A 25,502-nucleotide genomic window follows, 5' to 3' on the forward strand; every position below is an offset into this window, starting at 1 on the left:
GGCAAATAACGAAAGGAGACTGGGACTATGCCGGACTGTTTGCGGCTGAAGAAATCGAACTGTAAGAATTGCTACAAGTGCATTCGCCACTGTCCCGTCAAGGCCATCCGTTTTTCGGGCAGCCAGGCACATATCATCAGCGACGAGTGCATCCTGTGTGGGCAATGTTTCGTGGTATGCCCGCAAAATGCCAAAGAGATCGTGGATGAAACCGAAAAGGCCAAAGTGCTGCTGCAAAGCGGCGAGCCGGTAATTGTCAGCCTTGCCCCTTCTTTTGTGGCCAATTATCCGGGGGTGGGCATTGGCTCTATGCGCAAGGCCCTTAAACAACTGGGCTTTTTCGATGCCGAAGAAACTGCCCTGGGTGCCACAATGGTCAAAACCGAGTATGAGCGGATGCTTAAAGAGGACAAGCGGGATGTGCTTATCAGTTCCTGCTGCCACTCAATCAACCTGCTCATCCAAAAGCACTTCCCGGCAGCGCTGGAGTTTTTGGCTGATATAGACTCCCCTATGATGGCCCACTGTAAGGATATCAAACGGCGCATCCCCCATGCAAAAACCGTATTTGTAGGCCCTTGCGTAGCCAAAAAGGATGAGGCTGGCCGTTATGAGGGCGTTGTAGACGCAGTACTTACCTTTGAGGAACTCTCCCAGTGGCTGGAGTCTGCCGGCGTAAAGCTGGAGAAGGAAATGGATGCCGAAGAGTGCAGCCGGGCCCGTTTCTTCCCCACCACCGGCGGTATCCTCAAGACTATGAAGCTGGATGCCCCTGGTTATGCGTACCTGGCCCTGGATGGGGCCGAGAACTGTATTGCTGCCCTACGGGACGTTGTAGACGGTAAGCTGCATAACTGCTTTATTGAGATGTCCATTTGTGCCGGCAGTTGTGTAGGTGGTCCGGTGATGGAAGACCGTTCTCCGGTGCGGGACTATGTGGCTGTTTCTAACTTTGCGGGGGAGAGGGATTTCGAGGTCAAGCAGCCTGAGCCCCGTTCCATGCGTAAGACTTTCCCCTATCTGGAAATGCAGAACCAGCAGCCCAGCGAGGTGGAGATCAACACCGTGCTGCGGCAGATGGGCAAGTTCAAGCCCTCCCAGGAGTTGAACTGTGGTTCTTGTGGCTACAATACCTGCCGGGAAAAGGCCATTGCCGTGTGCCAGGGCAAGGCAGAGATCAGTATGTGCCTGCCCTTCCTGAAGGATAAGGCCGAGAGTTTCTCCGACGCCATTGTCAACAACACCCCCAACGGCCTCATCGTGCTCAACGAGGAGTTGGAGGTACAGCAGATCAATAACACCGCCCGGAAGATCATGAACATCCGCGCGGCCTCCGATGTACTGGGTGAACCCGTGGTACGTATTCTGGATCCTACTGTGTTCCTGAATGTGTTGAATACCAAGCGGGATATCCACGACCAGCGGGTGTACTTGGCTGAGTATAAATGTTATGTAGAGCAGTCCGTGGTCTATGACCGGGACCTGCACATTCTAATTGGTGTCATGCGGGACATCACGGATGAGCAGTTGGAGCGCGAGAAGAAAGAGGATATCAGCCGCCAGACTGTGGAGGTGGCCGACAAGGTAGTGGATAAGCAGATGCGTATTGTCCAGGAGATCGCAAGCCTTCTGGGTGAAACTGCCGCTGAAACCAAAATTGCGCTGACCAAGCTGAAGGAGTCGATCACCGATGAATGATTTGTGTGCTGATATCGGATACAAAAGCATCAACCATTACGGCGAGCAACTCTGCGGTGACCATGTGGATGTGATCGAGCAGGGGGATTCCTCCACAGTGGTGGTGCTGGCCGACGGCCTGGGTAGCGGTGTAAAGGCAAGCATCCTCTCTACGCTGACCTCCAAAATCATCTCTACTATGATGGCCGAGGGGATGCCCCTGGAGGAGTGTGTTTCTGCCGTGGCTGCTACCCTGCCGGTAAGTTCCGAGCACGGGGTGGCCTACTCCACCTTTACCATCCTCCACTTACAGAATAACCAGGTAGCAGAGATCATCCAATACGACAACCCCCATGTGATTTTGCTGCGGGATGGCACCAATTATGACTACCCTAAGACCGAGATGAACATAGGCGGTAAGCAGATTTTTAAGTCCAGCATTCCTTTGCGGGAGAATGACGTGTTTATCGCTATGAGCGACGGCTGCCCGCACGCGGGTATTGGTATTGAGTACAACTTTGGCTGGGCCATTGAGGATATCACCAGCTTTATGGAAACCATTGTGCTGGCCGGTTATACGGCAAAAACCCTCTCTACCATGCTGGTTGACGAGTGTTATAAGCTGTATGGGGGAGAGCCGAAAGATGACGTGACCTCCTGCGTAGTGAAGATACGCAAGCGGGAGCCCATGAACCTGCTCTTCGGTCCCCCCTCCAACCGGGACGACTGCGACCGGATGATGAGCCTGTTCTTCTCCAAAGAGGGCAAGCATATTGTCTGTGGTGGTACTACTTCCACCATTGCCTCCAAGTTCTTGCGTAAGCCCCTAAAGCCCAGCTTGAACTTTGAAGGTTCTGACTTGCCGCCTACCGCAGAGTTGGAGGGCTGCGACCTGGTCACAGAAGGCGTTATCACCATTGCCAGGGTGTTGGAGTATGCCAAAGACTACTTAAAGGATAACGACCGCTACGAGGATTGGGGCATGAAACGGGATGGCGCTGCCATGATCAGCCGGTTCCTGTTCGAAGAGGCCACGGATATCAACTTCTATGTGGGCAGGGCAATTAACCCCGCCCACCAGAACCCGGATCTGCCCATCACCTTCAGCATTAAAATGAGCTTGGCCGAGGAGTTGGTGGACTGCCTGCGGCAGATGGGCAAGCGTGTAAAGGTGAGTTATTTCTAGTAAGGTAATGGGGAAGGGCGTGGGTCTTTCCCCAAAGCCTATGCTGCAATTTAAGGAGGGCGACAAGTGAGCCAAGTGAATCAACTAAGGCGCTTTGATACCAAAGTGCAGTATTTGAAATACAAGGTGCTGCGGGAAACCGCGCGCCTGGCCTGGCAGGATAAGCTGCTGGAGAATATGATGGACATCCCCAAGACCATTGTGCCGGGCAAGGAGCCGACTATGCGCTGCTGCGTGTACAAGGAGCGGGCAATTCTGGCCGAGCGGGTAAAAATGGCTATGGGCGGCCACGCTGACAACCCCAACATCATTGAGGTTATCGACATAGCCTGCGATGAGTGCCCAGCCGCAGGGTATGAGGTAACAGATTCCTGCCGGGGCTGCCTTGCCCACCGCTGCGAGGATGTGTGCCGCCGGGGGGCTATCTCTTTTGACCATAACCATGTGGCCCATATTGATAAGAGCAAGTGTGTGGAGTGCGGCCAGTGTGCAAAGGTGTGCCCTTACTCTGCCATTGTAGACCGCAAACGTCCCTGCCAGGTAGCCTGCAAGGTTAAGGCGATTACCATCAACGAGGATAAGGCTGCGGCTATTGACGACGGCAAGTGCACCCAGTGTGGGGCCTGTGTGTATATGTGCCCCTTCGGCGCGGTGACGGACAAGTCTTTTATGCTCAATGTCATCGATATGCTGAAAAAGAGCGAGGGAAACAAGAACTATAAGGTGTATGCGGTGGTGGCGCCGTCTATTTCCAGCCAGTTTACCTACGCCAACTTGGGGCAGGTGATCACGGGGCTGAAGGAGATGGGATTCTTCACCGTGATTGAAGCCGCCTTGGGTGCTGACATGGTGGCCATGAGCGAATCCCGTGAACTGGCGGAGAAGGGCTTTTTGACCAGCTCCTGCTGCCCGGCCTTTGTGTCCTATGTCAAGTCCGCTTTCCCTGAGTTAAAGGAGCATATCTCTCATAACCTGTCGCCTATGGCTGCCTTGGCAGAGTACTTGAAGAAGACAGATCCCACGGGCAAAGTGGTGTTTATCGGGCCCTGTACCGCCAAAAAGGCCGAAGCACGACAGGAGCGGGTACGCCCTCTTATTGACGCGGTATTGACCTTTGAGGAGCTGCAGGCCCTCTTTGACAGCCTGGATATGGATATTACCACCTTGCCGGAGGACGTGCTGGACAATGCCTCTTACTATGGGCGCATCTTCGCCCGCTCCGGCGGCGTGTCTGATGCCGTGGCCCAGGCTATGAAGGAGCAGGGTATTGAGTTCGACCTAAAGGCTGTACCCTGTGATGGCATCGAGGCCTGCCGCATGGCCTTGCTGAAAAAATCCAAGAACGCCTTGGCCGGCAACTTTATTGAGGGCATGGCCTGTGTGGGCGGCTGTATCGGTGGTGCCGGCTGCCTGACCCATGGAGAAAAGAATAAGGCTGAGGTAGATAAGTACGGCAAAGAGGCTATGGAGAAGTCCATCAATGATGCGATAGGTTTCCTGGATATGTAAGCGTTACGAGTGGTAAGTATCTAGATAGCTAAAGCCATATATGCATATGCATAACAAAAACGGTATGGGGGAGCCCCCCCATACCGTTTTACTATGCTGGTTTTAACCGGCTACGCAGTCAGGGATTTTTCGCCCATCCATTGCCGTGCGACGGTTTGAAAACCTAGTTTCTTGTACCAATTTTCCAGCCAAACGTACCGCAGTTCGATCAGGGTGCAACCCTGTTCCTTCAGCCACTGGATGCCCTGGGCGACCATGTCCATGCCAATGCCACGCTCGCGCATGGCGGGTACAACGCCCACACAACCTACGCAGCCTACCTGTTGGCCGGGCCGCAGGAACCGTCCGCCGTTTGAGGCGAGAACCTCGAACCCGGCAATTTTCCCGTCCAAAACCGCCAGAAAAATGGGATCCACACAGGTCTTAAAAATATCAGGCCAGTTGGGTTCTGCAGCCTCTACAGCAGCCAGTAACTCCGGCATATCGGCGGCGGTGGCCATGCGGTAGCTGAGCCTCTCCGGCGCGGGAGGGATGTTCAAAGCGCTGATGTCAAACTTATCCAGGTGGAGTTCCATATTGACGCTGGTCCAGCCGGCGGTGTAGCCCCGTTTCTCAAAGAAATAAACAGTATTACCTACATCCGGCACACCCTGCAACAGATAGTGGGGACCGCAGCCCAAAGTGATTTTTTCTTTCCCCAGGCAGCGGATGTACTCTTCCGATGCTGCAAGCAACCGGGAGCCGGTTCCTTGCCGGCGGTGTTCTTCCGCCACGCACAGTATCGGGATCGACCCACCATGGATCATGGCATACCCGGCCAATTCGCCCCGGGCGTACTCTGCAATAATATGGGCCTCTTCAGGCTTGAGTAGTTCGGCAAACAACTTCCGGGTGGTCTGGTATTCCGGGAAACAGCGGAGAAACAAAGCAAAAAGTTGATCTGTCATTGGCGACCCCTTTCAAAACAAAAAGGGAAATACCCATTGTTATCTCCCTAAAACCTACAGAATTGTAAGTTTATTTTACCATGCTGGCGATTTCTTCAGCAAAGTTGTCCTCCCGTTTCTCCAGACCTTCGCCTTTTTCAAAGCGGGTAAACGCGGCAATCTTAATGCTGCCGCCCAGTTCCTTGCCAACGCTGTCCACGTACTGCTGTACGCTCATGCTGCCATCCTGCACATAGGCCTGATCCACCAGGCAAATTTCCTTGAAGAATTTGCCCAATCGCCCGGTTACAATCTTCTCGGCGATGTTGGCAGGCTTACCCTCGTCCACGATTTGCTGAGTGAGGATTTCCTTCTCCTTCTCTACCCGCCCAGCAGGTACGCTGGCCTCGTCCAGGTATTCGGGGTTCAAGGCAGCAATCTGCATGGCCACATTGTGGGCGCAGGCTTTGAAAGCGTCTGTAGCGGCAATGGCATCGTCTACATCAAACTTTACGATTACGCCAATACGGCCCCCGGCGTGTACATAGGAGGTAACAGCCCCTTCAAATCGGGCAAAACGGCGCACCTTAATGTTCTCACCGATGGTCAAGATCTTGTCCTTCAGCAGGGCGTCTACAGTCATGTCGCTGCCGTGGGCCGTGCAGGCCAGCAGGGCGTCCACATCGGCAGGGTTTTCATAGATCACCGTGTCAGCACAGGTGTCGACAAAAACCTGGAACTCCGCGTTTTTCGCCACAAAGTCCGTTTCGGCATTTACTTCGATAGCTACGGCAACCTTGCCGCACTCGCTAGTTTTCGCCATAGCTACGCCCTCGGCGGCAATACGCCCGGCCTTTTTCACAGAGGCAGCCAGACCCTTTTCCCGCAGCAGGTCAACGGCCTTGTCCATATTGCCTTCAGCCTCGGTCAGGGCTTTCTTACAATCCATCATGCCACAGCCGGTCTTTTCACGAAGAGCGGCTACGTCTTTGGCAGTAAAATTCATGGGTACTTCATCCTTTCGCTTACCAGTATTTATAAATCCTCGTTATAGGATTAGGTTCATGATATAAAAATATAGAAAATTCTTCTGATGCAATCGGCACACCGCCCCTCTCCACGTGGTTAAGGCTATAAAGGGGTGAAAGCCTGTTGCCCAATAAGGTTGTCCATCTTGTTTTCCGGGCCGACGAGGACTAAAACGCCCAATGATGGCTGTGATGGAAAAACTTCCATATCAACCACCAGGCTAGGAGAATTATGCCTCGTTCTCCTCCGCCGGGGCCTCAGCCTCCTCAGCGGGTTCTGCATCGCGGGCGGCTGCGCCCATCTGGCCCTCACGGCCTTCGATGACCGCGTCGGCCATTGCGCTGGCAATCAGCTTAACAGCACGAATGGCGTCGTCGTTGCCGGGGATCACGTAGTCGATCTCATCGGGATCACAGTTGGTGTCCACAATAGCCACAATGGGGATGTGCAGCTTACGGGCCTCAGAAACGGCAATGCGCTCCTTGCGGGGATCCACAATAAACAGGGCGCCGGGGTAGGATTTCATATCTTTGATGCCGCCCAGGTATTTTTCCAGCTTTTCAATCTCCAGTTGCAGTTTCGTAACTTCCTTTTTGGGCAGCAACTCAAAGGTGCCGTCCTCTTCCATTTTGCGCAACTGGGCCAGGCGCTGAATGCGGGTGCGGATGGTGGAGAAGTTGGTGAGCATACCGCCCAGCCAACGGGCATTTACATAGTAAGCGCCGGCACGGACAGCCTCTTCCTTCACACTCTCCTGGGCCTGCTTTTTGGTGCCCACAAACAGGATATTCTTGCCCTGGGTGGCAAGGTCACGGACGAAGTTATACGCCTCTTCCAGCTTGCGCACGGTTTTCTGCAAGTCAATGATGTAGATACCGTTGCGCTCGGTGAAAATGTAGGGCGCCATTTTGGGGTTCCAGCGGCGGGTCTGGTGGCCAAAGTGCACACCAGCCTCTAAAAGCTGTTTCATAGATACTACTGCCATGTTGTATACCTCCTGGTTTTTTCCTCCGCCGAAGGCACTTTTGCGGGCCGACCAGGGTAGGCGGGTACCTTGGGGTACTTGCCCACCGGGGACCAGAGCCGCATCTCCGGCGTGTGTTTTGAAGTATGGCCTCTCTACAAGGCCATTTTGTATTATAGCATACGTTGGGGTGATAATCAAGCTTTTTTTACAGCTCTAGCCAAAAAATTGTGGTGTACGCTACCTGGTTAGGACATATGTGGGGGATAGGGCTTATGTGTGTATGGAATGGAAATATATTTTACGAAAATTTTGAAATACCAGTAGACTTTTCCGCGAATTATGTTAAAATAGTAAGTAGCTATAGTTGCGAACAAGGTGGGCGCCTGTCAAATTTTAAGCCGGTAAGGCCTATGGCCAGCTTACCTTGTGGGGCAAATGCCAGTCTAATTGGTAGTTAAGAAGGGCTTTGCCCCTTGTTGGCAGAATTTAAGTAAAAAAACATATGCTAAAATAAAAATTTGGGAGAATCCGGAAAGGCGGCAGACGACGATGAAAAAGAACGGCAGAAACTCTGGAAGAGAAAGCAGGCTCACCATAAAAACCGTGGGGAGGGGGCTGGCAGCGCTCATGGCCGGCTGCCTGCTGGCAGGTGCCCTGTCGGCCTGTGGCGGGGATAATAAAGATAACAGTTCTGGAACTGGCTCAGGGCTGGCATCTATTGCCCCCATTGCCACAGCAGCCCCCACCCCGGCAGCTACCGCCAAAGCGGCTAAAGTTACCGCTGATGTGCTCAATGTACGCGAAAGCCCTTCTACGGACGGCGAGTGGTTGGGCTCAGTGGAAGAGGGAGACCGGCTCGCTTTGCTTGCTGACAGCCCCCAGAACGGCTGGTATAACGTGCAGTTTGAAGGGGTACCCGCTTATGTTTCCGCTGAGTTTGTAGAGGTAGTAGAGATCACTGTTGAGCAGTACCAACAGTTGATGGCTACCCCTGCGCCTACAGCTACCCCTGCCCCAGAAACCGGCACATCCCCTGCTCCCGGTGATAGCCCTTCGCCTGCGGCTACCCCTATCCCCGGTAGTGAGGAAGACGGCGAATAAGTTTGCGGCAGACTGTTTTTCCTTTGCTTGAATGCCCATCCAACGCAATACAAGGAGGTGTGCCGTACATGAATGTGCTGATTATAGGTGGCGGCTTGCTGGGCCGCAAGACCGCCCAGACGCTGGACAAGCTGGGCCATGGGGTTATGTTGGTAGATGAAAGCGCCGAGAATTTGAGCCAACTCTCCCCTGAATTTGGCGGCGTGACCTTTGTAGGTTTTCCTATGGATTTAAATGTGCTGCGCCAGGCAGGTATTGAGAGTTGTGACGCGGTGGCAGTGACTACCAGCGACGATAACCTGAACATTGCCGTGGGGCAGATTGCCAAAAAGTATTTCAAAGTAGAACGGGTGGCAGCCCGAATCTCCGACCCGGCGCGGGAAGATATTTTTGACGGCGCAGGCCTGCTTACAGTCTGCCCGACCAATATGGCCGGAGAAAAGCTGGTGGCCGAGCTGGTCAGCCCCTTTGAGAGCCGCCAGGTGACATTTGGGACAGCTACGGTTGCTTTGGAGGTAATCCCCACGGATCGCCGCTATATAGGCCGTACCACCGGTGACATCGACCTACCTGGTTGTGGTATTTTTGGTGTGGTGCGGGCTGATGGTCGGTTTTTGCTGAAGGAAACCGCCGGCAATATCGCCCTTGCCGAGGGGGATTCACTGGTAATCAGCAGGCGGATCGACTGACGGAGGATCAACGGCCTTGCTAATTGAGATGAAGGAGGCGGCCATAGCCATATGCGCATGATTATTATAGGGGGCGGACAGACCGGCAAAAGCCTGGCCCGCCTGTTGCTGGAACGCCGGCATGAAGTCAGCCTGATAGAGAAAAGCCATGCCCGTTGTACATTGCTTGCCAACGAGTTGAATGCTGCTGTCTACCCTGGCGACGGCACCAATGTAGCGGTGCTGGAAAGCGCTGGTGCCAGAAAGGCCGGCTGTGTGATGGCAGTTACCGGGGTGGATCAGGATAACCTGGTGGCAGCCCAACTGGCGCAAGGGCATTTTGGGGCAAAAAAGGTAATAGCCCGGGTAAACGACCCCCGCAATGCCGAAACATTCCGGGCGCTTGGCATCCGCAATGTGGTCAGCAGTACAGACTTGGTGGTACAGCTTATTGAGCAGGAGGCCGACAGTGCCCATACCCACCTGATCGCCAGCCTAGAGGAGGGCAAAGGGGAGATTAGCTCGATGACACTGCCCTACGATACCGCTTGGGAGGGGATAGCCTTAAAGAATGTGGCTTTCCCAAAGGGCACGCTGGTCATTGCGTTGATCCGGGAGGGGGAGTTGACGATCCCCAATGGTTCTACAGTACTGCATACTGGTGATGAACTGGTGGCAGTGGCAGAGGAGCGCAGCCGTAAGGGTTTGCGTAAAACGCTTACAGCAACAAAATAGATGCGGATACCCGATTGAGGGGGCCGGAGTGGATAACCACTCCGGCTTTTTTGATGGTGAAATCCGGCATGGCGATTGTTTTAGTGGAAGTTATGGATGTAGATTTTATATGTATCCATATTTTGCAAATTGGAATTTCATTTCAAGAAATAAAAAGGGGATAGTACCTTCTAGTTCTCATTAATTGGCGGTATTCACTGCATATTCTGAGGGATTAAAGAGAGATAATGAACAATATATCTCAAGCGCTACGAGTAACCAGAAAATTTTTTTAGAAAAGTATCGAAAAAGGTTGACTTTTTATTCCGTAAGTATTATAATACACATGAAATAAAGTTCCGAAACGGGGGTTTCGGCGCGGTATATGCCGTGAACCATGAGGATGAAAAAGGGAAAGGTGGTAGCTTGGTGAAAGAAAAAGCGATGAACAACAAATCTGGCAGGCTATGGAAAGGGATAGCAAAAAACTGGCAGCTTTACCTGATGTTCGTGCCAGTGCTGGCCTACTTCATAATCTTTTGCTATGTGCCTATGTACGGTGTGCAGATCGCCTTTAAAGATTTTGCCGGCTCGCTGGGCATATGGGGCAGCCCCTGGGTGGGGTTTAAGCATTTTATCCGGTTCTTTAACGGCAGCAACTGCGGTATGATCATCTGGAACACCATTACCATCAGTCTGTATTCCCTGGCAGTGGGGTTCCCGGTGCCTATCCTGCTGGCACTCATGCTCAACGAGGTGCGTAATAAGCACTTTAAAAAGACCGTGCAGACCGTTACCTATGCGCCCTACTTCATTTCCATGGTGGTTATGGCCGGCATGATCATGCTGTTCCTGTCCCCCTCTTCAGGCATCATCAACACCGCCCGCAAGGCAATGGGGTTGGAAGTAGTCAACTTTATGTACGAGAGCAAATACTTCAAAACCATTTATGTGCTTACAGGTGTCTGGCAGAATGCGGGATGGGGCTCCATCATCTATCTTTCAGCCCTGGCCGGTATCGATCCCGCACTCCATGAAGCGGCGGTCATCGACGGCGCCTCCCGGATGCAGCGGATCTGGCACATCAACATACCGGGTATCCTGCCCACCGTGTGTATTATGCTGATCATGAACTGCGGCTCCCTGATGAGCGTAGGCTTTGAGAAGGTGTTTTTGCTGATGAACGACCTAAACCGTTCTTCGGCAGAGGTGATTTCCACGTACGTCTACAAGGTGGGGCTTACCCAAAGCCAGTATTCCTTCTCTACGGCGATCAACCTGTTCAACTCCGTAATCAACTTCATCACGCTGCTTACGGTAAATACCATTGTAAAAAAGCTGGATCAGACCAGCCTGTTCTGAGGAAGGGGGAGAATGCGTGTGAAAATCAAGCAAAGCAGGGGCGACCTGGCATTCGATATCATCAACACGGTTCTTTTGGTGTTGATCATGCTGGTGATTCTCTACCCGCTCTATTTTATCGTGATCGCTTCTTTGAGTGACCCCCTGGAAGTGTTGGCAGGCAAGGTGATCCTTTATCCAAAAAACTTCAGTGTAGATGCCTATGGCATGGTGTTTAAAGACGGCAATATCATGACCGGCTACCGCAATACGCTGTTCTATACGGTGTTTGGCACAGCCATCAATATCGCGCTGTCGGTACTGGCGGCATACCCGCTCTCACGCAGGGACTTTGTAGGCAAGAAGTTCTTTACCATGGTATTGACCATTACCATGTTCTTCAGCGGCGGTATGATCCCCCTGTACCTGACCGTATCCTCTCTGGGGCTGCTGGATACTATCTGGGCCATCCTGCTCCCTGGCGCTATCTCTGTGTGGAACGTGGTGATTATCCGTACCTACTTCCAAACCAGCATCCCCTTTGAATTGACAGAGGCCGCTATGGTGGACGGCGCGACCAACTTCCAACTGCTGTTCCGGGTGATCCTGCCCCTGTCTACACCGGTTATCGCGGTAATGGTGCTGTTCTATGGCGTGGCGCACTGGAACGCTTTCTTTAACGCCCTGATCTATATCAGCAGTAAGCAGCTTTACCCGCTGCAACTGGTGCTACGCTCTATTTTGATTCAGAACACCCCCTCGGATGAGATGATGGCAGACCTGGACAACGCAGCAAGCAGGCAACTCCTGGCCGAAACCATTAAGTACGCGCTGATCGTGGTGGCCACTGCCCCCATTATAGCGGTGTACCCCTTCTTACAAAAATACTTTGTAAAGGGCATTATGGTAGGGGCTGTAAAGGGATAACGAATATAACCGCCGGGGCTACAGCCACTGTAGGGCTGATGCCGCTCCGGGGAGCAAGGCGTAGGAAAGGAGGGTAAAGTGAGCAAGGCGAAAACCAGAAACCCAAAGACTTGAACGGAAACTACATGAGCGAGGAGGCTCACACAATGAAAAAGCAAATCAAGAAAATGTTGGCGATCCTGCTGGCTGGCGCTATGGTAGCGTCCCTGGCAGCCTGTGGCGGCGATTCCGGTACTTCTTCTGGCACAGGCAGTTCCAGCAGCACCTCGCAGGCCAGTTCCGGCAGTTCCGCATCCTCTGGGGACACTGCCTCCGAAGAAGGCGGAGATACTCCAGCGGTTATCGAGCTGACCGGCTTTGCCTGGGATGGTACAGGCAGTTCCAAAGTGGAATTTGGCGAGCGGGCGATCTTTGACCTGGCTGAAGAGGCTACCGGCGTGCGGGTAAACTTTGAAGTGGCCCCCACCGAGTCCTTCCAGGAAAAACTGTCCCTGAAGTTTGCCTCCAACCAGATCCCGGACGTGTTCTTTAAGTGTAATATGCAGCAGGCAGACATTACCAAGTACACGGCTGAAGGCACCTTTGTGGCTATGGATGATTACATGGACGCTGTCCCCAACTTTAAAAGTTACCTGGACAATGACCCCTCCATCGCCAAGAGCATCCGCCAGAGTGACGGCAAGATTTATGGGTTCCCCTACCTGGTCACTGCATCCCCTTCCCGTATTTCCCCCAAAATGTTTATCAACCAGAAGTGGATGGATGCCCAGAAACTGGAAATGCCCACCACGCTGGACGAGTTCTATGAACTGCTGAAAAAGATGAAGGAGTTTGACTTCAACGGTAACGGCGAGGCCGACGAGATCCCCCTTACAGCCAGCAGCTACCTGGATCCTATTACCGCATTGGCGGGTAGCTTTGGCCTGCTGAACCGGGGCACCGCCCAGCAGATTTGGGATATTGACCCCAAGACCAATGAACTGCGCTGCGTACGTACTGCCCCTGAGTATAAGGCAGAGCTGGAGTACCTGAACAAGCTGTATACCGAAAAGCTGCTGGATCAGGAGTACTTTACCAACGATATAGCGGCCATAACCGCCAAGTCGGCACAGAATATACTGGGCGTAGTTTTCTGCCACAACAACAACTATATGGGCGACTATGCCGATGATTACACCAACTTTGCCGCCCCGCTGGAGGGCCCCAACGGCGACAAGATGTTTAGTGCCCGCACCAACCCTGTAGCCGGCCAGAACTCCTTTGTCACAAAGAACAACCCCTATCCTACCGAAACCTTCCGTTGGATCGACTGGTTCTACTCAGACGAGGGTATCGCCCACTATTTTATGGGCATTGAGGGCGAAACCTTTGAAGATGATAGCAACGGCGAGCCCAAGTTTACCGATTTGGTCACCAATAACCCTGATGGCAAGAGTCAGGAAGAAGTTCTAGCTGAGTACACTGTGTGGGGCGGCGGTGCCAACCCCTCGGTGGCAGATGACCTGCACTTTGGTAACCACCTGATCCCCGAAATCACCGTGAACGCGGCACAGGCCATGATGGACTACACCCCCGAGGAAATTTGGGGCACCTTTAACTACTCCGTGGAGGACTCCGCCCGCCTGTCTGAGCTAAAGACGGACATTGATGCCTACATTGACGAGATGGCTGCCAAGTTCATTACCGGCGAAACCAGCTTTGACCAGTGGGATGACTACTGCGCCCGCATTGAGAGCATGGGCCTGGGTGAGTATCGTGAAATCGTGCAGCGTGCGCTGGACAACTACGAAAACAACTAAACTGGCGGGGTAGCCCCCTGTAGGGAGTGCGTATGTATTATAAAAGCAGATACCACATGACCAACGGCTTTCTGTCCCTGTCTTTTGACAGTTCCACCGGCGAACTGCTGGAATTCAACTGGGCCAGGACCGGCGAGAACCTTATCAAGAACCATTCTTACACCCTTCCACAGCCTTTTGCCATCCTGACCGGTGACGGTAGAACCCTGCGCCCTGGCGACGCTGACGCGATCTCCCGGTATCCTAAGCTGCGGGCACAGGTCGAGATAGGAGAGGAAGGTCGCTCTGCCCGGATCACTTACGGCTACCTTTGGGACGGCGCCCGCCCCTGTGCGGTAGAGGCCCAATATACGGTAGAGTTGCCGGAGGGTCAGGCGGACAGCGTTTGGAAACTGTCCCTGAAAAACAGTTCGCCTGCGGTGCTACAGGACGTGCGTTTCCCGTGCATCAACGGCGTTTACCTGGGGGAAACCTGGGAGGATGATACCCTGGTATACCCCTATGTGGCTGGCGTAAAGGTAAAAGACCCTGTTACGGCATTCTCCCGCAAACAAAAGGTGCTTTGCTGGAGGTGGCAGGACTATAAGTATATCTATACCCAGGAATCACTGGGTGGCCAGTTGCCCGGCGAGGAGGGCTTGTATGGAGTGGAAAACAACTACTCCGGCCTGCTCTCCATGAAGTGGCTGGACTACTACGGCAGTGGCTTTGGCCTCTACTTCGCCTGCCACGACCCGGCATTCGGCATATGCAACCTGCGGGCCGACACCCTGGGCGCGGACAGGCCGGGCATGAATTTCTCCTTTCGGCATCCTCTAAACCTGAAGATGGGGGAGGTCTGGCAGTCCCCCGCCACAGTGGCGGCCCTGCATGAGGGCGACTGGCACCAGGGCGCGGAGCGCTACCGGGCCTTCCACCGGACGGTATTGCCTGCCGGGAATAAGATGCCCGAATGGTTCAGAACCAGCCCAGGGCTGATGGCCCATTATGACTTCAAATACCAGAACGGCGGGGTAGTCCACCGCTTTGAGGATATCAACCGGCTACTGGACGAGGCACGGGAACTGGGCATTAACCATCTGCTGATGGCCGGCTGGCACCACGACGGGTTCGACCATGGTTTCCCGGAGTATTACCCTGCAGAGGATGTGGGCACCAGGGAAGAACTGAAAAAGCAGGTGACGGAACTTATTGAGCGGGGCGGGCATATTTGTTTCTACATCAACGCCCGGCTGGCCAACCTGAAGTATGAGCATCTGCGGGATTTCATCGCCAAAAACGGTATCCGTCTGGCAGACGGTTCCATTATGACCGAGCAGTACGGTACCGGCGACCTGTGCTTTGCCGCCATGTGTATCGGTAGCAAGGGCTGGCAGGATAAAATGGCGGATACGGTGCGCTATGTGACCGGGGATGACATCGGCATTGACGGTGTGTACCTGGACCAGTTGGCTATGGGTGCTGCCGGGTGGTGTACCAACCCGGACCATGACCACAGCTTTGGCCAGTGGAATGTAGGCTATCAAAAGCTGCTGAACCGCTTGCATACCCAACGTGAGCAAGACGGCAAGGGTGTGATCTCCACCATCCATGAGGGCTGCTCTGACTCTTACGGGCCCCTGGTATCCGGGCAACTGGTGTCAACTTTCTCCTATCACCACAACGGGGCTTTCCCGGAGATGTACCGCTATACCTTCCCGGAGCAGCGGCTGGTGGATATGCTCTACCCCGGCCAGAACCTGGCTATGCGGCCCGTCCACGTGGCCCAGGCCTCCCGCGCCATTATGGACCGGGCTTTCCGACTGGGTATGTACTACTGGATTTACGACCTGGTGGATGACAATACCTTTACACGGGATCCAGAGGGCTACCGCTATCTGCAAAAGATGATTGCGTTGCGGAAGTTCTGGCTGGAAACCTACGGCCAGGGCGAGTATCGGGATGTGGAAGGCCTCGGCCTGCCGGAGGGGATCCAGGCCGCCCGCTATCAGATGAAAGACGGCATTTTGATCGCCTGTGCCAACAGCACGGGTAAGCCCGCTATACTGGGGCTGGCAGGGCAAAACGCCCAAACGGCGGTATGCCATACCGTAGACGCCCTGGAAGGCGCGCCTGCCGGGATTAGCCAGACGGCGGAAGGCATAGCCATTCAGGTGCCTGAGGCGCCCTTGTCATTGATCTACTTGAAAGCTTAAAACCGGGGTGGGCGATAGCCCTATCCTGGCTCCAGAGCCAGGCCCTTATCGCCGGTTTCAGTATGGGAAACGGCTTGAATTAAGATCAAAGGGTACGCCATCAGGTGCTTTAGAGGCCCTTTGAGTATAAAAGGTGTGTAAACAGATCGCGTGCGGAGGCGGGCGGGTGTAGATGCCCCCGCCCGGCTTTGGCACGGCGCCGCCTTTAAACCAGTCTTTAGGGAGAGGATAGCATGGATTACGCGAATATGATAACCGAGCAGGCAAACCCTGATACGGCCGATATAGACCTGTGCAGTACACAAGAGATTTTAGAGCTTATCCACAAGGAAGACTGTAAGGTGGCTATGGCTGTGGGCAAGATCCTTCCGCAGATTGCCAAAGTGGTGGATGCGGCCGCGGACGGTATGCGCAAAGGCGGCCGGTTGATCTACGTGGGCGCTGGCACCAGCGGCAGGCTGGGGATTCTGGATGCTTCGGAATGTCCGCCAACCTTTGGTACAAGGCCTGAGCAGGTAGTGGGGATCATTGCCGGGGGCGATATTGCCATGCGCAATGCCATTGAAGGGGCGGAGGACAACGGCCAGATGGGTGCCGCAGACATTGAACGGATGAATGTGTGTGAGCATGATACGGTGGTAGGCATCACCGCCAGCGGCAGCGCCCGCTATGTGTTGGGCGCGTTAGAGGCTGCTAAAGCCCGTGGGGCAGTTACAGGGGCGGTATGCAATACCTTCCCTGGTGTGGTGGCATCGGCTGCGGATATTGCCATCATCCCGGTAACAGGCCCGGAGGCCATTATGGGCAGTACCCGTATGAAGGCCGGTACAGCCCAGAAAATGGTGTTGAACATGATCTCAACCGCTACGATGGTGCGTTTGGGTAAGGTGTACCATAATCTAATGGTAGATCTTGCGCCCAGTAATGCAAAGCTGCGGGATCGCTCCATCCGTATTGTGATGCAGGCCACGGATGTGTCCCGCCAGGAGGCGGAAGAGGCTTTGAAAAAGGCCCAGGGATATCCAAAGTTGGCCATACTGCAACTGCTTTGCGGCTGTGATATACAGACTGCCAGGGAATTGCTGGAAAACGAAAGCACGCTGCGCAAAGCGGTTAAGAATTATGAAAAAAGTGGCTGCGGGACACGCTCCGCGGTGTAAATAGGGAGAATACTATAAACATGGGATATGTCATTGGAATAGACGGGGGCGCAACCAAGACCCGCTGTGCCGCCTTTGACCATGAAATGCGGTTGTTGGCAGAGATGTTTGGCAAAAGCTCCAATCTGACCAGCCTTTCCCAGGAGGAGGTTCAGCGCAATCTGAAGGATTTGCTGGACCTTTTCTTCTTAAAAAGCGGCCTTCCGCCGCAGGGCTGCGTCTGTATCTGCCTGGGCTCTGCCGGGGCAGGCCGGGCAAGTGCCCGGGAAGTGCTGGAGGGAATTTTACAGAGAATACTGCCCCACAGCTTTGTCCTGGTTACGGACGATGCCATTTCCGCCCTAACCGGCGGGACCGGGGGCGGGCCGGGCATCTTGCTGATTTCCGGGACAGGTTCCATCTGTCTGGGACGGGACAGCCGTGGACAGGTTTGCCGAGCCGGGGGCTGGGGCCATGTAATGGGTGACGAGGGCAGCGGTTATGATATAGCCTGCCGGATGCTGCGGGCCATTGTCTGCGCCCATGACGGCCGGGAGGCCCCTACCTTGCTAACGGAAATGGTCTTTGACCACTGGGGCGTCCGTGATGTGGATCAGCTAACTGACCTGGTTTACCGCAGCGGGAAAGGAAAAAGTGAGATTGCATCTATTGCGTTTTTATGTGATTTAGGGTATGATAGAGAGGATAAAGCCGCCCGGCGTATTGTAGAAGAGTGTGCCCAGGAATTGGCGGCAATGGCACAGGCTGTGGCCCGGAGGCTGGCCTTGCCAGGGGAAGGGATGCCCTGCCTGGGGGCCGGCAGTGTATTGGAAAAATCCGCCTGCCTGCAGGAGCGCTTGCAGGCCCGGCTGGATGCCGGCGGGATGGGCTTGCGGCTGGCGGATTGCCGGCATGATGCTGCTTGGGGCTGCGCAAGGCTTGCCTGGGATCAGGTAGAGGGCACAAAATAATAAGGAGGTAGTTATGACCGGGGTGATGCTGCGGTTAAGCCAGAGAGTACATGACTTGTCGCCCTCTGAAAGCAAGGTGGCAAAGCACATTTTAGAGCAACCGGAGGGTGTTGTAGGGCTTTCGGTAGAGGAACTGGCCAGCCAAAGCGGTTCCAGCAAGGCGGCGGTTATGCGGCTGTGCAAGTCGCTGGGATGCAAGGGCTACCGGGATTTTTCCATTGGGCTAGCGACAGAGTTGGCTGTAAACCACAGCAATGGCAGCGCAGACGGATATACGGACATCAATGTGGGCGACACCGTGGAAACGATTGCCCGCAACGTAACCGCCCGCAACGGCAAGGCGCTGGAAAACTCCCTTTCACTGGTGGAGCCGGAGGCCTTACAGTTGGCGGCCGGTTGGCTGTATAACGCCCAGCGCATTGATTTCTACGGTGTGGGTGAGTCGGCTATTGTGGCGATGGATGCCCAGTACAAATTCATGCGTATCAACAAAAACTGTACAGCCTATGGGGATCCCCATATCCAGTTGACATCGGCCGCTAATTTGGGGGAAAAGGGGGTAGCGGTAGCCATCTCCTGGTCCGGTGAAACCAAAGAGGTAGTAGAAACCGCCCAAATGGCCCGGCAGAGCGGGGCAAAGGTGATCTCCCTTACCCGCTTTGGGCAGACATCTCTGGCCAAAAATTCGGACATCTGTTTTGGACTTAGCGCGCCGGAGGTGGCCATCCGTTGTGGGGCCATGAGTTCCCGCATTGCCCAGATGAATATGGTGGACATCATCTTTTCCTGCGTGGTCAGCCAGAACTACCATGAGGTGAAGGACTACCTGGAACGTACCCGGCTGGAACTGAAGAAGAAAAGGTCATAACGCCTGCCTGGGTAGGCGTTGCCTCCCCCTCAGATGCAAACTGTGAAAACTTTCTTACGTAAATGCCTCCTCATGCTACAGCCTGTTTGGGGGATCAATAAAAAGCCGTCCCTTTGGGGGCGGCTTTTTCGTGCCATAGGCGGGGTTCCACTATGACAGAGCGTTTGGGGGGCCTGCCCGTTGGCGGTCAATCACAGGTGCCGGACGTTATAGCCTGGCACCTATTTTGTTTTCCCGCAACCGGCGGGTAAAGCCGGTGGGAGGATTGTAAAGGCATTCCCTTTGCAAAACAGGCGGTTGCCTCTACCGGAGATCCTTTCCGCAATACTTAAGGTAGGCAACGGCAATACCCGCCAGCCCGATTGTGGCGCCGGCCACAGCAAAGGCCCCGTGCAGGTGGCCGTTAGCCACTATGTAGGAGCCGTCACAGTAACTGAAAGGCGTGATATACCGCAGGAAAGCGGCCGGCTCAGCGATGTTGGCAATCAGGTTGAAAAAGTATAAGATCGTGGCGATACCCAAGCCGGCCCCGGCAGCACCCTTCCGCAAAAATGCGGAGATGCCGAAACAGACGGAGGCTATTTCCAGTTGCAGCAAATAGTAGGCGCAGTGGAGCAGGGCCAATTCTTTCCAGGGGATGTCCTCGCCGGTTGTGGCAATAGAGCCTATGGAAAGGGCGAAGAGGAGCAGATTCATGGCGGTGATCTCCAGGAAGGCTGCCGTTAGCTTTTCCGTAAGCACCCGGGCCCGGCTGACCGGGTGGGCAAACAGGAACTCCGCAGTCCCTGTGGCCTCCTCTTTGCTAAGGGCACCCACCCCACACAAGGCTGCGTAAAACGCCCCGCCAAGCCCTAAAATATTGCCGCATTCGATGGCGTAGAAACCAATCAGCGTGCCAAAACCCAGCTTATCCATGCCAAAAGCAGCAGTAAATGCCCCCATAGAGGAAAACATATCGCTGAGGCCGTCCATCTCCGGTTTCATCTCAGGGAATAGGAAGATGCAGACAGCCAGCAGCGCCCCAATGGAGGCCGTCCAGATGCAGAAGGAGGCTAGCCCCTGTTTCAATTCATGCCGTACCAGCGTCATTGTTTGCCACCATCCTTTTCGTAGTAGTGGAGGAATACTTCCTCCAAATCCGGCTCAGACACAGTGAGGTCGGTAATATCCCCGGCGGCCAGCCTTTGCAGCAGTGCCCCCATTTCCCCATTATAGAGGAAACTTACCGCCCCATCGGCCTCCACCATATCCCGTATACCAGAAAGGCCTTGCAGGGCGGCGCTGCCGCGCAGGGCCACACGCCGGGCATTGGCTTTGGAAAGGGTTTCTATCCGGTCGCAGGCAATGACCCTGCCCTCGCGGATAATGGCCGCCCGGCCGCAGTGGTGCTGTATTTCTGACAGCACATGGCTGGACAGGAATATGGTAGCCCCTTCCTGGTTCCGCTCCTTCAAAATTTGGAAGAATTCCCGCTGCATAAGCGGGTCCAGGCCACTGGTGGGTTCGTCCAGTATCAGTAGCCGTGGCCTGCTTTGCAGCGCGCAGGCAATGGCCACTTTCTTCCGGTTGCCAAAGGACAACTCGTCTACTTTGCGGGCAGGGTCTAGCTGTAGGCGCTCACAGAGCCGGGATTGCTCGCCCGCACAGTCCATTTTCCGCAGCCCGGCCGAGAGCCGCAGTACCTCGCCGACCCTCATGCCGGGGTAAAACGTGGCCTCCGCAGGGAGGTAGCCCACCTCGCGCAAGATCTCCCGTTTACTGGTAACGATGTCTTTTCCGAAAATGGACGCACGGCCGCCGGTGGGGGAAATAAGCCCCAGCAGGGTGCGTATGGTGGTGGATTTGCCGGCGCCATTGGGGCCGATAAAGCCAAAAAACTCGCCCTCTGCCACCGAAAGGTCCAGGTCAATGATCCCCCGGACTTTCCCGTAGCGTTTTGTCAGTTGTACTGCCTTGATGATTTCCATCCGTTTCCTCCTTGCGAAGATATACGCTCCTCCAAAATTCCATCAGCCGGGTAAAGTCTTTTTCCATACGCCCCATATCCAAAGGGCCCCGCTGCACCATTTCCCACAGATACCCCTCCGTGGCCCAGTACATTTCTTGGTACATCATGGGGATATCCAGGCCCGGTACAAACTGGGCGGGGTCAAAATTCAGCCGGGCCTTGTCCGCCTTAAAATGGAAGTGCTTGTGGTAGCTTTGTTGCACAGCGGCACGGATAGTGGGGTCTGTTTCGTAAAAGGCTTTTATGGTAAAAGCGGCCATGTCCGGGTACAGCCGGATAAGCGCCATTTTGGCCCGCATACCCCGCTCCATGGCCTCAAACAGGCTATGCTGGCCATAGCAGTCCAGTTTGGCCAGAAAATCAATGGTGGTTTGGGCGCAGTGCTCCCATAGGAAGAGGTATAGCTCTTTTTTGTTGTGAAAGTAGTGGAAGAGCAGGGATTTGCTGATCCTGGCACAGCCTGCAATTTCGCTCATAGGGCTGTTTTTGTAGGAGTTTTGGGAAAATACCCGGTACCCGGCCCGGATGATGGCCTGCTGTTTTTCCTCCGGAAGGGAAAAGAATTTCTCGTTCATGGCAAACCTCCTGTTAACTGGCTGTCCCATCCTTTATTATACTCCGTTGACCGTTTTTGTGAAGGGGCCCCTGTGGAAAATGTGCGTGGCGCGAGCCAGGGGGGCGATGTATGGCGTATTCATACGCAGATAGGGGGCGGGTCTTAAGGGGGTATGGTGGGGATAATAGCAGGAAAGCACACCCATTCTGTGCAGGTATTGGCAGGGTGTGCTTTCTTATAATTGTATTATGTGCGGTATTTGTGTATAAAAATGCATCTGGGGGGCTTGGGGCGCAAGTATAGGGCGGGTATGTGGCTGGTAAAGCGGGGGTGGGTGGAAGGATGGTGCGGGGGGAATTGGTAGGCGGCGTGGTGTGGGTGTGGGGAGGAAGGCCGGAGGCTTTACAGGTGGGGAGAGGTTGTCCGGCGGGGGTGCGGTGGGGTGGTTGGCAGCGTGGGGATGGGAGGAAGGGTTGTGCGGGGAAAATGGTGGGGGTGTGGTGTGGGTGTGGGGAGGAAGGCCGGAGGCTTTACAGGTGGGGGGATTGTCCAGCGGGGGTGCGGTGGGGCAGTTGGCAGAGTGGGGATGCGTGGAAGGGTTGTGCGAAGAAAATGATGGGGGCGTGGTATGGGTGTGGGGAGGAAAGCCGGAGGCTTTACAGGTGGGGGGATTGTCCAGCGGGGGTGCGGTGGGGCAGTTGGCAGGGTGGGGATGGGAGGAAGGGTTGTGCGGGGAGATTGGTGGGTGGTATGGGTGGAAGGTTAGGGCTTTACAGGCGGGGAGGAGTTGCCCGGCGGGAGCCATAGGGCGAGCAGCACGGCCGCGAAGGCCCCGCTAAGCTTGGCGGCGATGAGGGGGCCCAGGAAGGCCGGCTCGGTGCTGGCCACGAAGGCCATATGCGCGGCCAGCAGGCTGGTGCCGCTGACCAGGAAGGCCCCTGCGGCTACCTTGCCCCGGCTGTCCATATCTTTGTACAGGGAGAGGGTGGGGAGGGCGCTGACTAGGGCCAGCAGGATGCCGGTAAGGCTTTGGGGCTTGAGGCCCAGCTTTTCCCCCAGCCAGGCAAAGGGGCGGGTGAGGGCCCGGCGGATCAACTCTGCCATAGGGAGGCTGCCCAGCAGGACCACGCCGATGGAGGCTACGGTGGCCATTGCCTCGCTGAGGGGGGCCATGCCGGGGACAGGGTTCCAGCCGGTCAGGGACTCTACCGCGGCCAGCACCAGGCCGATTGTGACCAGCCAGCGGATGCCCTCGGAAAGGAGGCAGAAACCTTTCACCATCTGCCGGGGGATGAGCCGGAGGCCCACAAACAGCAGCAGGGCCAGCAGGAATACCGGCAGGTTCTGCCACAGGCAGGCCGGAAGGGACAGGCCGCAGAGCAGCCCGCCGGTGGTGAGGCCCACGGGCATGGCGGCCAGCCCCAGCATGATCCCCCGTGCAAAGGCGGGGCGGTCCTCACGCAGGATGACCCCCATGCCCACGGGGACGGTGAACACCACCGTGCAGCCGAAAATGGCGGACACCACCAGCCCCGCGTAGCTGCCCATGCGGGGCTGGACGGCCAACTCCTGGGCAAGCTGGTAGCCGCCCATATCAATGGCCAGCAGGCTGCCGAACATGGCGGGATCCACGCCCATCAGCCGGTACAGGGGGACGATGGCCCGGCCCAGCCAATGGGCCAGGACCGGGGACAGGCAGATCATGCCCGCCATAGACAGGGCCATGGGGCCCAGCAGCATGAACCCGGTTTCGAATTTATCGCCATAGCCCCATTTGTTGCCCCGGAGGCGGTCTAGCCCGCCCAGGACAGCCCCCAGGGCCATGACGGCCATGAGTACTTCGTTCATGGTATTTTCCCCCTGGCAGCGCTAAAACCCGGTGAAGTTTTGGCGCATGGTGTCTTCGATCTCACGGACGGTGCGGGGGGTGGCGGCGGAGAGGTTTTCACAGCCGGTTTCTGTGACCAGGCAGTTGTCCTCCAGGCGGAAACCGATCCCCCATTCCTCGTGGTAGATGCCTACATCCACACAAAATACCATGTTGGGGGCAATGGTTTCGGGGGTTTCTACCACGTCGTGGACGTCAAAGCCCACGTGGTGGGCCCCGCCGTGCCACATATATTTGCCCACGTCCGCCACATCGGCCAGAACCCCGGCCTCTTTCAACTGTAGGGCATTATAGCGGCGGATCTCGCCGTCCACGTCCTTCATGGCCATGCCGGGGCGGATGATGCGGAACATATGGTCGGAGGTGGCCAGGGCGCATTCGTAAAGGAGCCGCTGCCGTTGGGAGAACCGGCCGTTGCAGGGCCAGCCCCGTGAAACGTCGGTCATCAGGCCGTCGTGCCAGGCGCCCACGTCGTTGAGGACCATGTCGCCGTCCTGGGCCTGGCCGCGGTAGGCGTAGTAGTGGATGCAGAAGTTGTTTTTGCCAGCCGAGATGATGGAGGGGAATCCGGGGCCGTGGGGGCCGTACTGGCCCAGGGTGTAGTCGAACACGGCCTTGTACTGGTACTCGTACATACCGGGCCGGGAGGCCTGCATCATGGCGGTAATGCCCGCGGTGGTGATGGCCTCGGCCTGGCGCATGGCGGCCAGCTCGCAGGGCTGCTTTAGGGTGCGCAGGCGGCGGATGGGGGCATTGGCGTCCTCGACCCGCAGGTGGGGATAGCTGCCGGCGGCACGTTTGAGCAGCAGGTGGGCGGGCGTGTCCCGATCGGTGGGGGCCACCCGGAACAGGTCCAGGTACAGATAGCGGAACCGGCCGCTGAAGGCCAGCCGGTGGAAGTCTTCCTGGAACCCGGCGGCGAAGGCGATGGTTTCGATGCCGGAAACCTCCGCGGCCTGGGCGGGCTGGATGCGCTCGCCGGTCCAGCGCTCGGCCATAAGGTCTGGGGGGAGCAGGTAGAGGGTTTCGGTTATCTGGCCGGCGCTGTCTTTCTGGACGAGGAGGGCCAACTCTTTCTGGTCCAGGCCGGTGAGGTAGAGGAAGTTGCGGTTGGTGTAAAAGGGGTAGAACTCGTCATTGGTCTTGCGGACCTCCAGGCCGGAGAACAGGGCCAGCAGGGAGCCGGGCTGCATCTGGCTGTAGAGCCGGGCACGGTTTTGGGTGAAGAATTCTTTTGTCATGGGAACCTCCCGTTTTTGTGGTTTATCTTACACTATATTAGCGAAAAAAGGGGAAAGCGTCAAGGGGGGCTTTTAAGGTCGTGGGGCGCTGCCCCACACCCCGCTTAAGAGGCTTTTTGGAAAAAGCCCCTTAAGGATCCGCAAAAACTTTTGTGGAGGGGGCTTTTAAGGTCGTGGGGCGTTGCCCCACACCCCGCTTAAGAGGCTTTTTGAAAAAAGCCTCTTAAGGATCCGCAAAAACTTTTGAGGAGGGGGGCGCGATGTGTTTCGTGGGCTTTGTTGTGAAATGTAGCAAAGCGCGTATACGCGTATATTAATTTTTATTTTGAATGGAAGTTGTGAAATGGAAAGGTTCTATTCACTTTTTTCAAGAGGGGATAGGGGTGGGGGGGAGCGTTGTGTAATATAAAGGGAAAGTGGGAATGGGGGGCGTTCAAACGGGAGCGCATGGAAGTTTTGTCCACTTTTTCAAAAGTGGTGGGGTTCTTAGGTGGCGATTTCCCGTCGCCGGCCGAGGCGGCAGCCGAGAATCAAAGCCCAAGAGTTGGCGTAGCCAACTCTCCGCCGCCGGAGGCAGCAGGAGGACAGCAGCGGAGGTAAGGGGTGGGAAGGTTGACAATAGACAATGTCATACGTTGTTATGCGTGGCGGGAGGGGAGGGGGGATTGGGGCGGGTTTGGCGGGTTGCTCAAAGTCGGGGGAGGCGGGTTGGTCATATTGAACGTGGGATTGTTATTTTGTATAAAGAAAAATAACGCTTTTTTTTTTTTTTGTGCTTATTGACAAAGTTAT

21 protein-coding genes are annotated in these 25,502 nt (G+C 55.4%); 13 read left to right on the forward strand and 8 right to left on the reverse strand.

From position 1 onward, the window contains the following. Positions 1-27: 27 nt before the first annotated feature. The 3 genes from U8U01_RS04355 to U8U01_RS04365 all read left to right on the forward strand — a co-directional run bounded on the left by U8U01_RS04355 (position 28) and on the right by U8U01_RS04365 (position 4,372). A complete protein-coding gene (locus U8U01_RS04355; RefSeq protein WP_322170873.1) occupies positions 28-1,698 on the forward strand; it encodes a [Fe-Fe] hydrogenase large subunit C-terminal domain-containing protein in 1,671 nt (556 codons plus the stop codon). Next, positions 1,691-2,863 (forward strand): SpoIIE family protein phosphatase, encoded by a 1,173-nt coding sequence (locus U8U01_RS04360; RefSeq protein ID WP_322170876.1) that lies wholly within the window; start codon positions 1,691-1,693, stop codon positions 2,861-2,863. The genes U8U01_RS04355 and U8U01_RS04360 overlap by 8 nt, the downstream gene beginning before the upstream one ends. A gap of 66 nt (positions 2,864-2,929) precedes the next feature. Then, positions 2,930-4,372 (forward strand): 4Fe-4S dicluster domain-containing protein, encoded by a 1,443-nt coding sequence (locus U8U01_RS04365; RefSeq protein WP_437124385.1) that lies wholly within the window; start codon positions 2,930-2,932, stop codon positions 4,370-4,372. Between the two features lie 110 nt (positions 4,373-4,482). Here U8U01_RS04365 and U8U01_RS04370 read toward each other — a convergent pair whose 3' ends face one another. The 3 genes from U8U01_RS04370 to rpsB form a co-directional block, all read right to left on the reverse strand. Further along, complete coding sequence (locus U8U01_RS04370) at positions 4,483-5,319, reverse strand: GNAT family N-acetyltransferase (protein ID WP_322170880.1); 837 nt, start codon at positions 5,317-5,319, stop codon at positions 4,483-4,485. A 70-nt stretch (positions 5,320-5,389) separates the two neighbouring features. Then, positions 5,390-6,304: a translation elongation factor Ts gene (gene tsf, locus U8U01_RS04375; protein WP_322170883.1), complete on the reverse strand. Its 915-nt coding sequence runs from the start codon at positions 6,302-6,304 to the stop codon at positions 5,390-5,392. A gap of 252 nt (positions 6,305-6,556) precedes the next feature. Further along, the gene (gene rpsB / locus U8U01_RS04380; RefSeq protein WP_322170886.1) at positions 6,557-7,312 is read right to left on the reverse strand and encodes a 30S ribosomal protein S2; all 756 of its coding nucleotides are present in this window, start codon (positions 7,310-7,312) and stop codon (positions 6,557-6,559) included. A 531-nt stretch (positions 7,313-7,843) separates the two neighbouring features. On the opposite strand from rpsB, the gene U8U01_RS04385 reads away from it, so the two are divergent. The 10 genes from U8U01_RS04385 to U8U01_RS04430 all read left to right on the forward strand — a co-directional run bounded on the left by U8U01_RS04385 (position 7,844) and on the right by U8U01_RS04430 (position 19,017). Continuing rightward, positions 7,844-8,395 (forward strand): SH3 domain-containing protein, encoded by a 552-nt coding sequence (locus U8U01_RS04385; RefSeq protein WP_322170888.1) that lies wholly within the window; start codon positions 7,844-7,846, stop codon positions 8,393-8,395. A 59-nt stretch (positions 8,396-8,454) separates the two neighbouring features. Further along, the gene (locus tag U8U01_RS04390; RefSeq protein ID WP_322170890.1) at positions 8,455-9,084 is read left to right on the forward strand and encodes a potassium channel family protein; all 630 of its coding nucleotides are present in this window, start codon (positions 8,455-8,457) and stop codon (positions 9,082-9,084) included. Between the two features lie 51 nt (positions 9,085-9,135). Then, complete coding sequence (locus tag U8U01_RS04395) at positions 9,136-9,798, forward strand: potassium channel family protein (protein WP_322170893.1); 663 nt, start codon at positions 9,136-9,138, stop codon at positions 9,796-9,798. A gap of 408 nt (positions 9,799-10,206) precedes the next feature. Next, positions 10,207-11,139, forward strand: a complete 933-nt coding sequence (locus U8U01_RS04400; RefSeq protein ID WP_322170896.1) for an ABC transporter permease — start codon at positions 10,207-10,209, stop codon at positions 11,137-11,139. Between the two features lie 12 nt (positions 11,140-11,151). Next, complete coding sequence (locus U8U01_RS04405; RefSeq protein ID WP_322170899.1) at positions 11,152-12,045, forward strand: carbohydrate ABC transporter permease; 894 nt, start codon at positions 11,152-11,154, stop codon at positions 12,043-12,045. Between the two features lie 146 nt (positions 12,046-12,191). Next, the gene (locus U8U01_RS04410) at positions 12,192-13,844 is read left to right on the forward strand and encodes an extracellular solute-binding protein (RefSeq protein ID WP_322170902.1); all 1,653 of its coding nucleotides are present in this window, start codon (positions 12,192-12,194) and stop codon (positions 13,842-13,844) included. A 56-nt stretch (positions 13,845-13,900) separates the two neighbouring features. Further along, positions 13,901-16,039, forward strand: a complete 2,139-nt coding sequence (locus U8U01_RS04415; RefSeq protein WP_322170905.1) for a DUF6259 domain-containing protein — start codon at positions 13,901-13,903, stop codon at positions 16,037-16,039. A gap of 233 nt (positions 16,040-16,272) precedes the next feature. Next, complete coding sequence (gene murQ / locus U8U01_RS04420) at positions 16,273-17,199, forward strand: N-acetylmuramic acid 6-phosphate etherase (RefSeq protein WP_322170907.1); 927 nt, start codon at positions 16,273-16,275, stop codon at positions 17,197-17,199. 20 nt (positions 17,200-17,219) lie between these two features. After that, positions 17,220-18,149 carry a BadF/BadG/BcrA/BcrD ATPase family protein gene (locus U8U01_RS04425; RefSeq protein ID WP_322170910.1) on the forward strand — a complete coding sequence of 310 codons (930 nt, stop codon included), beginning with the start codon at positions 17,220-17,222 and terminating at the stop codon, positions 18,147-18,149. 13 nt (positions 18,150-18,162) lie between these two features. Continuing rightward, complete coding sequence (locus U8U01_RS04430; RefSeq protein WP_322170913.1) at positions 18,163-19,017, forward strand: MurR/RpiR family transcriptional regulator; 855 nt, start codon at positions 18,163-18,165, stop codon at positions 19,015-19,017. A gap of 303 nt (positions 19,018-19,320) precedes the next feature. Here the strand turns inward: U8U01_RS04430 and U8U01_RS04435 are convergent, their stop codons facing one another. The 5 genes from U8U01_RS04435 to U8U01_RS04455 all read right to left on the reverse strand — a co-directional run bounded on the left by U8U01_RS04435 (position 19,321) and on the right by U8U01_RS04455 (position 24,710). After that, positions 19,321-20,106 (reverse strand): ABC transporter permease subunit, encoded by a 786-nt coding sequence (locus U8U01_RS04435; RefSeq protein ID WP_322170915.1) that lies wholly within the window; start codon positions 20,104-20,106, stop codon positions 19,321-19,323. After that, complete coding sequence (locus U8U01_RS04440) at positions 20,103-20,984, reverse strand: ABC transporter ATP-binding protein (RefSeq protein WP_322170918.1); 882 nt, start codon at positions 20,982-20,984, stop codon at positions 20,103-20,105. Before U8U01_RS04440 ends, U8U01_RS04435 begins: the two co-directional genes overlap by 4 nt. Then, a complete protein-coding gene (locus U8U01_RS04445) occupies positions 20,923-21,600 on the reverse strand; it encodes a TetR/AcrR family transcriptional regulator (protein WP_322170921.1) in 678 nt (225 codons plus the stop codon). The genes U8U01_RS04440 and U8U01_RS04445 overlap by 62 nt, the downstream gene beginning before the upstream one ends. 743 nt (positions 21,601-22,343) lie before the next feature. After that, positions 22,344-23,429: an ethanolamine utilization protein EutH gene (locus tag U8U01_RS04450; RefSeq protein WP_322170924.1), complete on the reverse strand. Its 1,086-nt coding sequence runs from the start codon at positions 23,427-23,429 to the stop codon at positions 22,344-22,346. 21 nt (positions 23,430-23,450) lie between these two features. Further along, positions 23,451-24,710, reverse strand: coding sequence for an aminopeptidase P N-terminal domain-containing protein (locus tag U8U01_RS04455; RefSeq protein WP_322170927.1), 1,260 nt, complete (start codon positions 24,708-24,710; stop codon positions 23,451-23,453). Between the last annotated feature and the right edge of the window lie 792 nt (positions 24,711-25,502).

Origin of the sequence: Acutalibacter caecimuris (assembly GCF_034335085.1) — a bacterium.
In the GTDB taxonomy this organism is placed as follows: Bacteria; Bacillota; Clostridia; order Oscillospirales; family Acutalibacteraceae; genus Acutalibacter; species Acutalibacter caecimuris.

Bases quoted from the DNA above. Each gene is read 5' to 3' on its own strand.
- U8U01_RS04355 (WP_322170873.1), top strand. From the start codon at position 28: ATGCCGGACTGTTTGCGGCTGAAGAAATCGAACTGTAAGAATTGCTAC.
- U8U01_RS04360 (WP_322170876.1), top strand. From the start codon at position 1,691: ATGAATGATTTGTGTGCTGATATCGGATACAAAAGCATCAACCATTAC.
- U8U01_RS04370 (WP_322170880.1), bottom strand. From the start codon at position 5,319: ATGACAGATCAACTTTTTGCTTTGTTTCTCCGCTGTTTCCCGGAATAC.
- tsf (WP_322170883.1), bottom strand. From the start codon at position 6,304: ATGAATTTTACTGCCAAAGACGTAGCCGCTCTTCGTGAAAAGACCGGC.
- rpsB (WP_322170886.1), bottom strand. From the start codon at position 7,312: ATGGCAGTAGTATCTATGAAACAGCTTTTAGAGGCTGGTGTGCACTTT.
- U8U01_RS04385 (WP_322170888.1), top strand. From the start codon at position 7,844: ATGAAAAAGAACGGCAGAAACTCTGGAAGAGAAAGCAGGCTCACCATA.
- U8U01_RS04395 (WP_322170893.1), top strand. From the start codon at position 9,136: ATGCGCATGATTATTATAGGGGGCGGACAGACCGGCAAAAGCCTGGCC.
- U8U01_RS04405 (WP_322170899.1), top strand. From the start codon at position 11,152: ATGCGTGTGAAAATCAAGCAAAGCAGGGGCGACCTGGCATTCGATATC.
- U8U01_RS04410 (WP_322170902.1), top strand. From the start codon at position 12,192: ATGAAAAAGCAAATCAAGAAAATGTTGGCGATCCTGCTGGCTGGCGCT.
- U8U01_RS04415 (WP_322170905.1), top strand. From the start codon at position 13,901: ATGACCAACGGCTTTCTGTCCCTGTCTTTTGACAGTTCCACCGGCGAA.
- murQ (WP_322170907.1), top strand. From the start codon at position 16,273: ATGGATTACGCGAATATGATAACCGAGCAGGCAAACCCTGATACGGCC.
- U8U01_RS04425 (WP_322170910.1), top strand. From the start codon at position 17,220: ATGGGATATGTCATTGGAATAGACGGGGGCGCAACCAAGACCCGCTGT.
- U8U01_RS04430 (WP_322170913.1), top strand. From the start codon at position 18,163: ATGACCGGGGTGATGCTGCGGTTAAGCCAGAGAGTACATGACTTGTCG.
- U8U01_RS04435 (WP_322170915.1), bottom strand. From the start codon at position 20,106: ATGACGCTGGTACGGCATGAATTGAAACAGGGGCTAGCCTCCTTCTGC.
- U8U01_RS04440 (WP_322170918.1), bottom strand. From the start codon at position 20,984: ATGGAAATCATCAAGGCAGTACAACTGACAAAACGCTACGGGAAAGTC.
- U8U01_RS04445 (WP_322170921.1), bottom strand. From the start codon at position 21,600: ATGAACGAGAAATTCTTTTCCCTTCCGGAGGAAAAACAGCAGGCCATC.
- U8U01_RS04450 (WP_322170924.1), bottom strand. From the start codon at position 23,429: ATGAACGAAGTACTCATGGCCGTCATGGCCCTGGGGGCTGTCCTGGGC.
- U8U01_RS04455 (WP_322170927.1), bottom strand. From the start codon at position 24,710: ATGACAAAAGAATTCTTCACCCAAAACCGTGCCCGGCTCTACAGCCAG.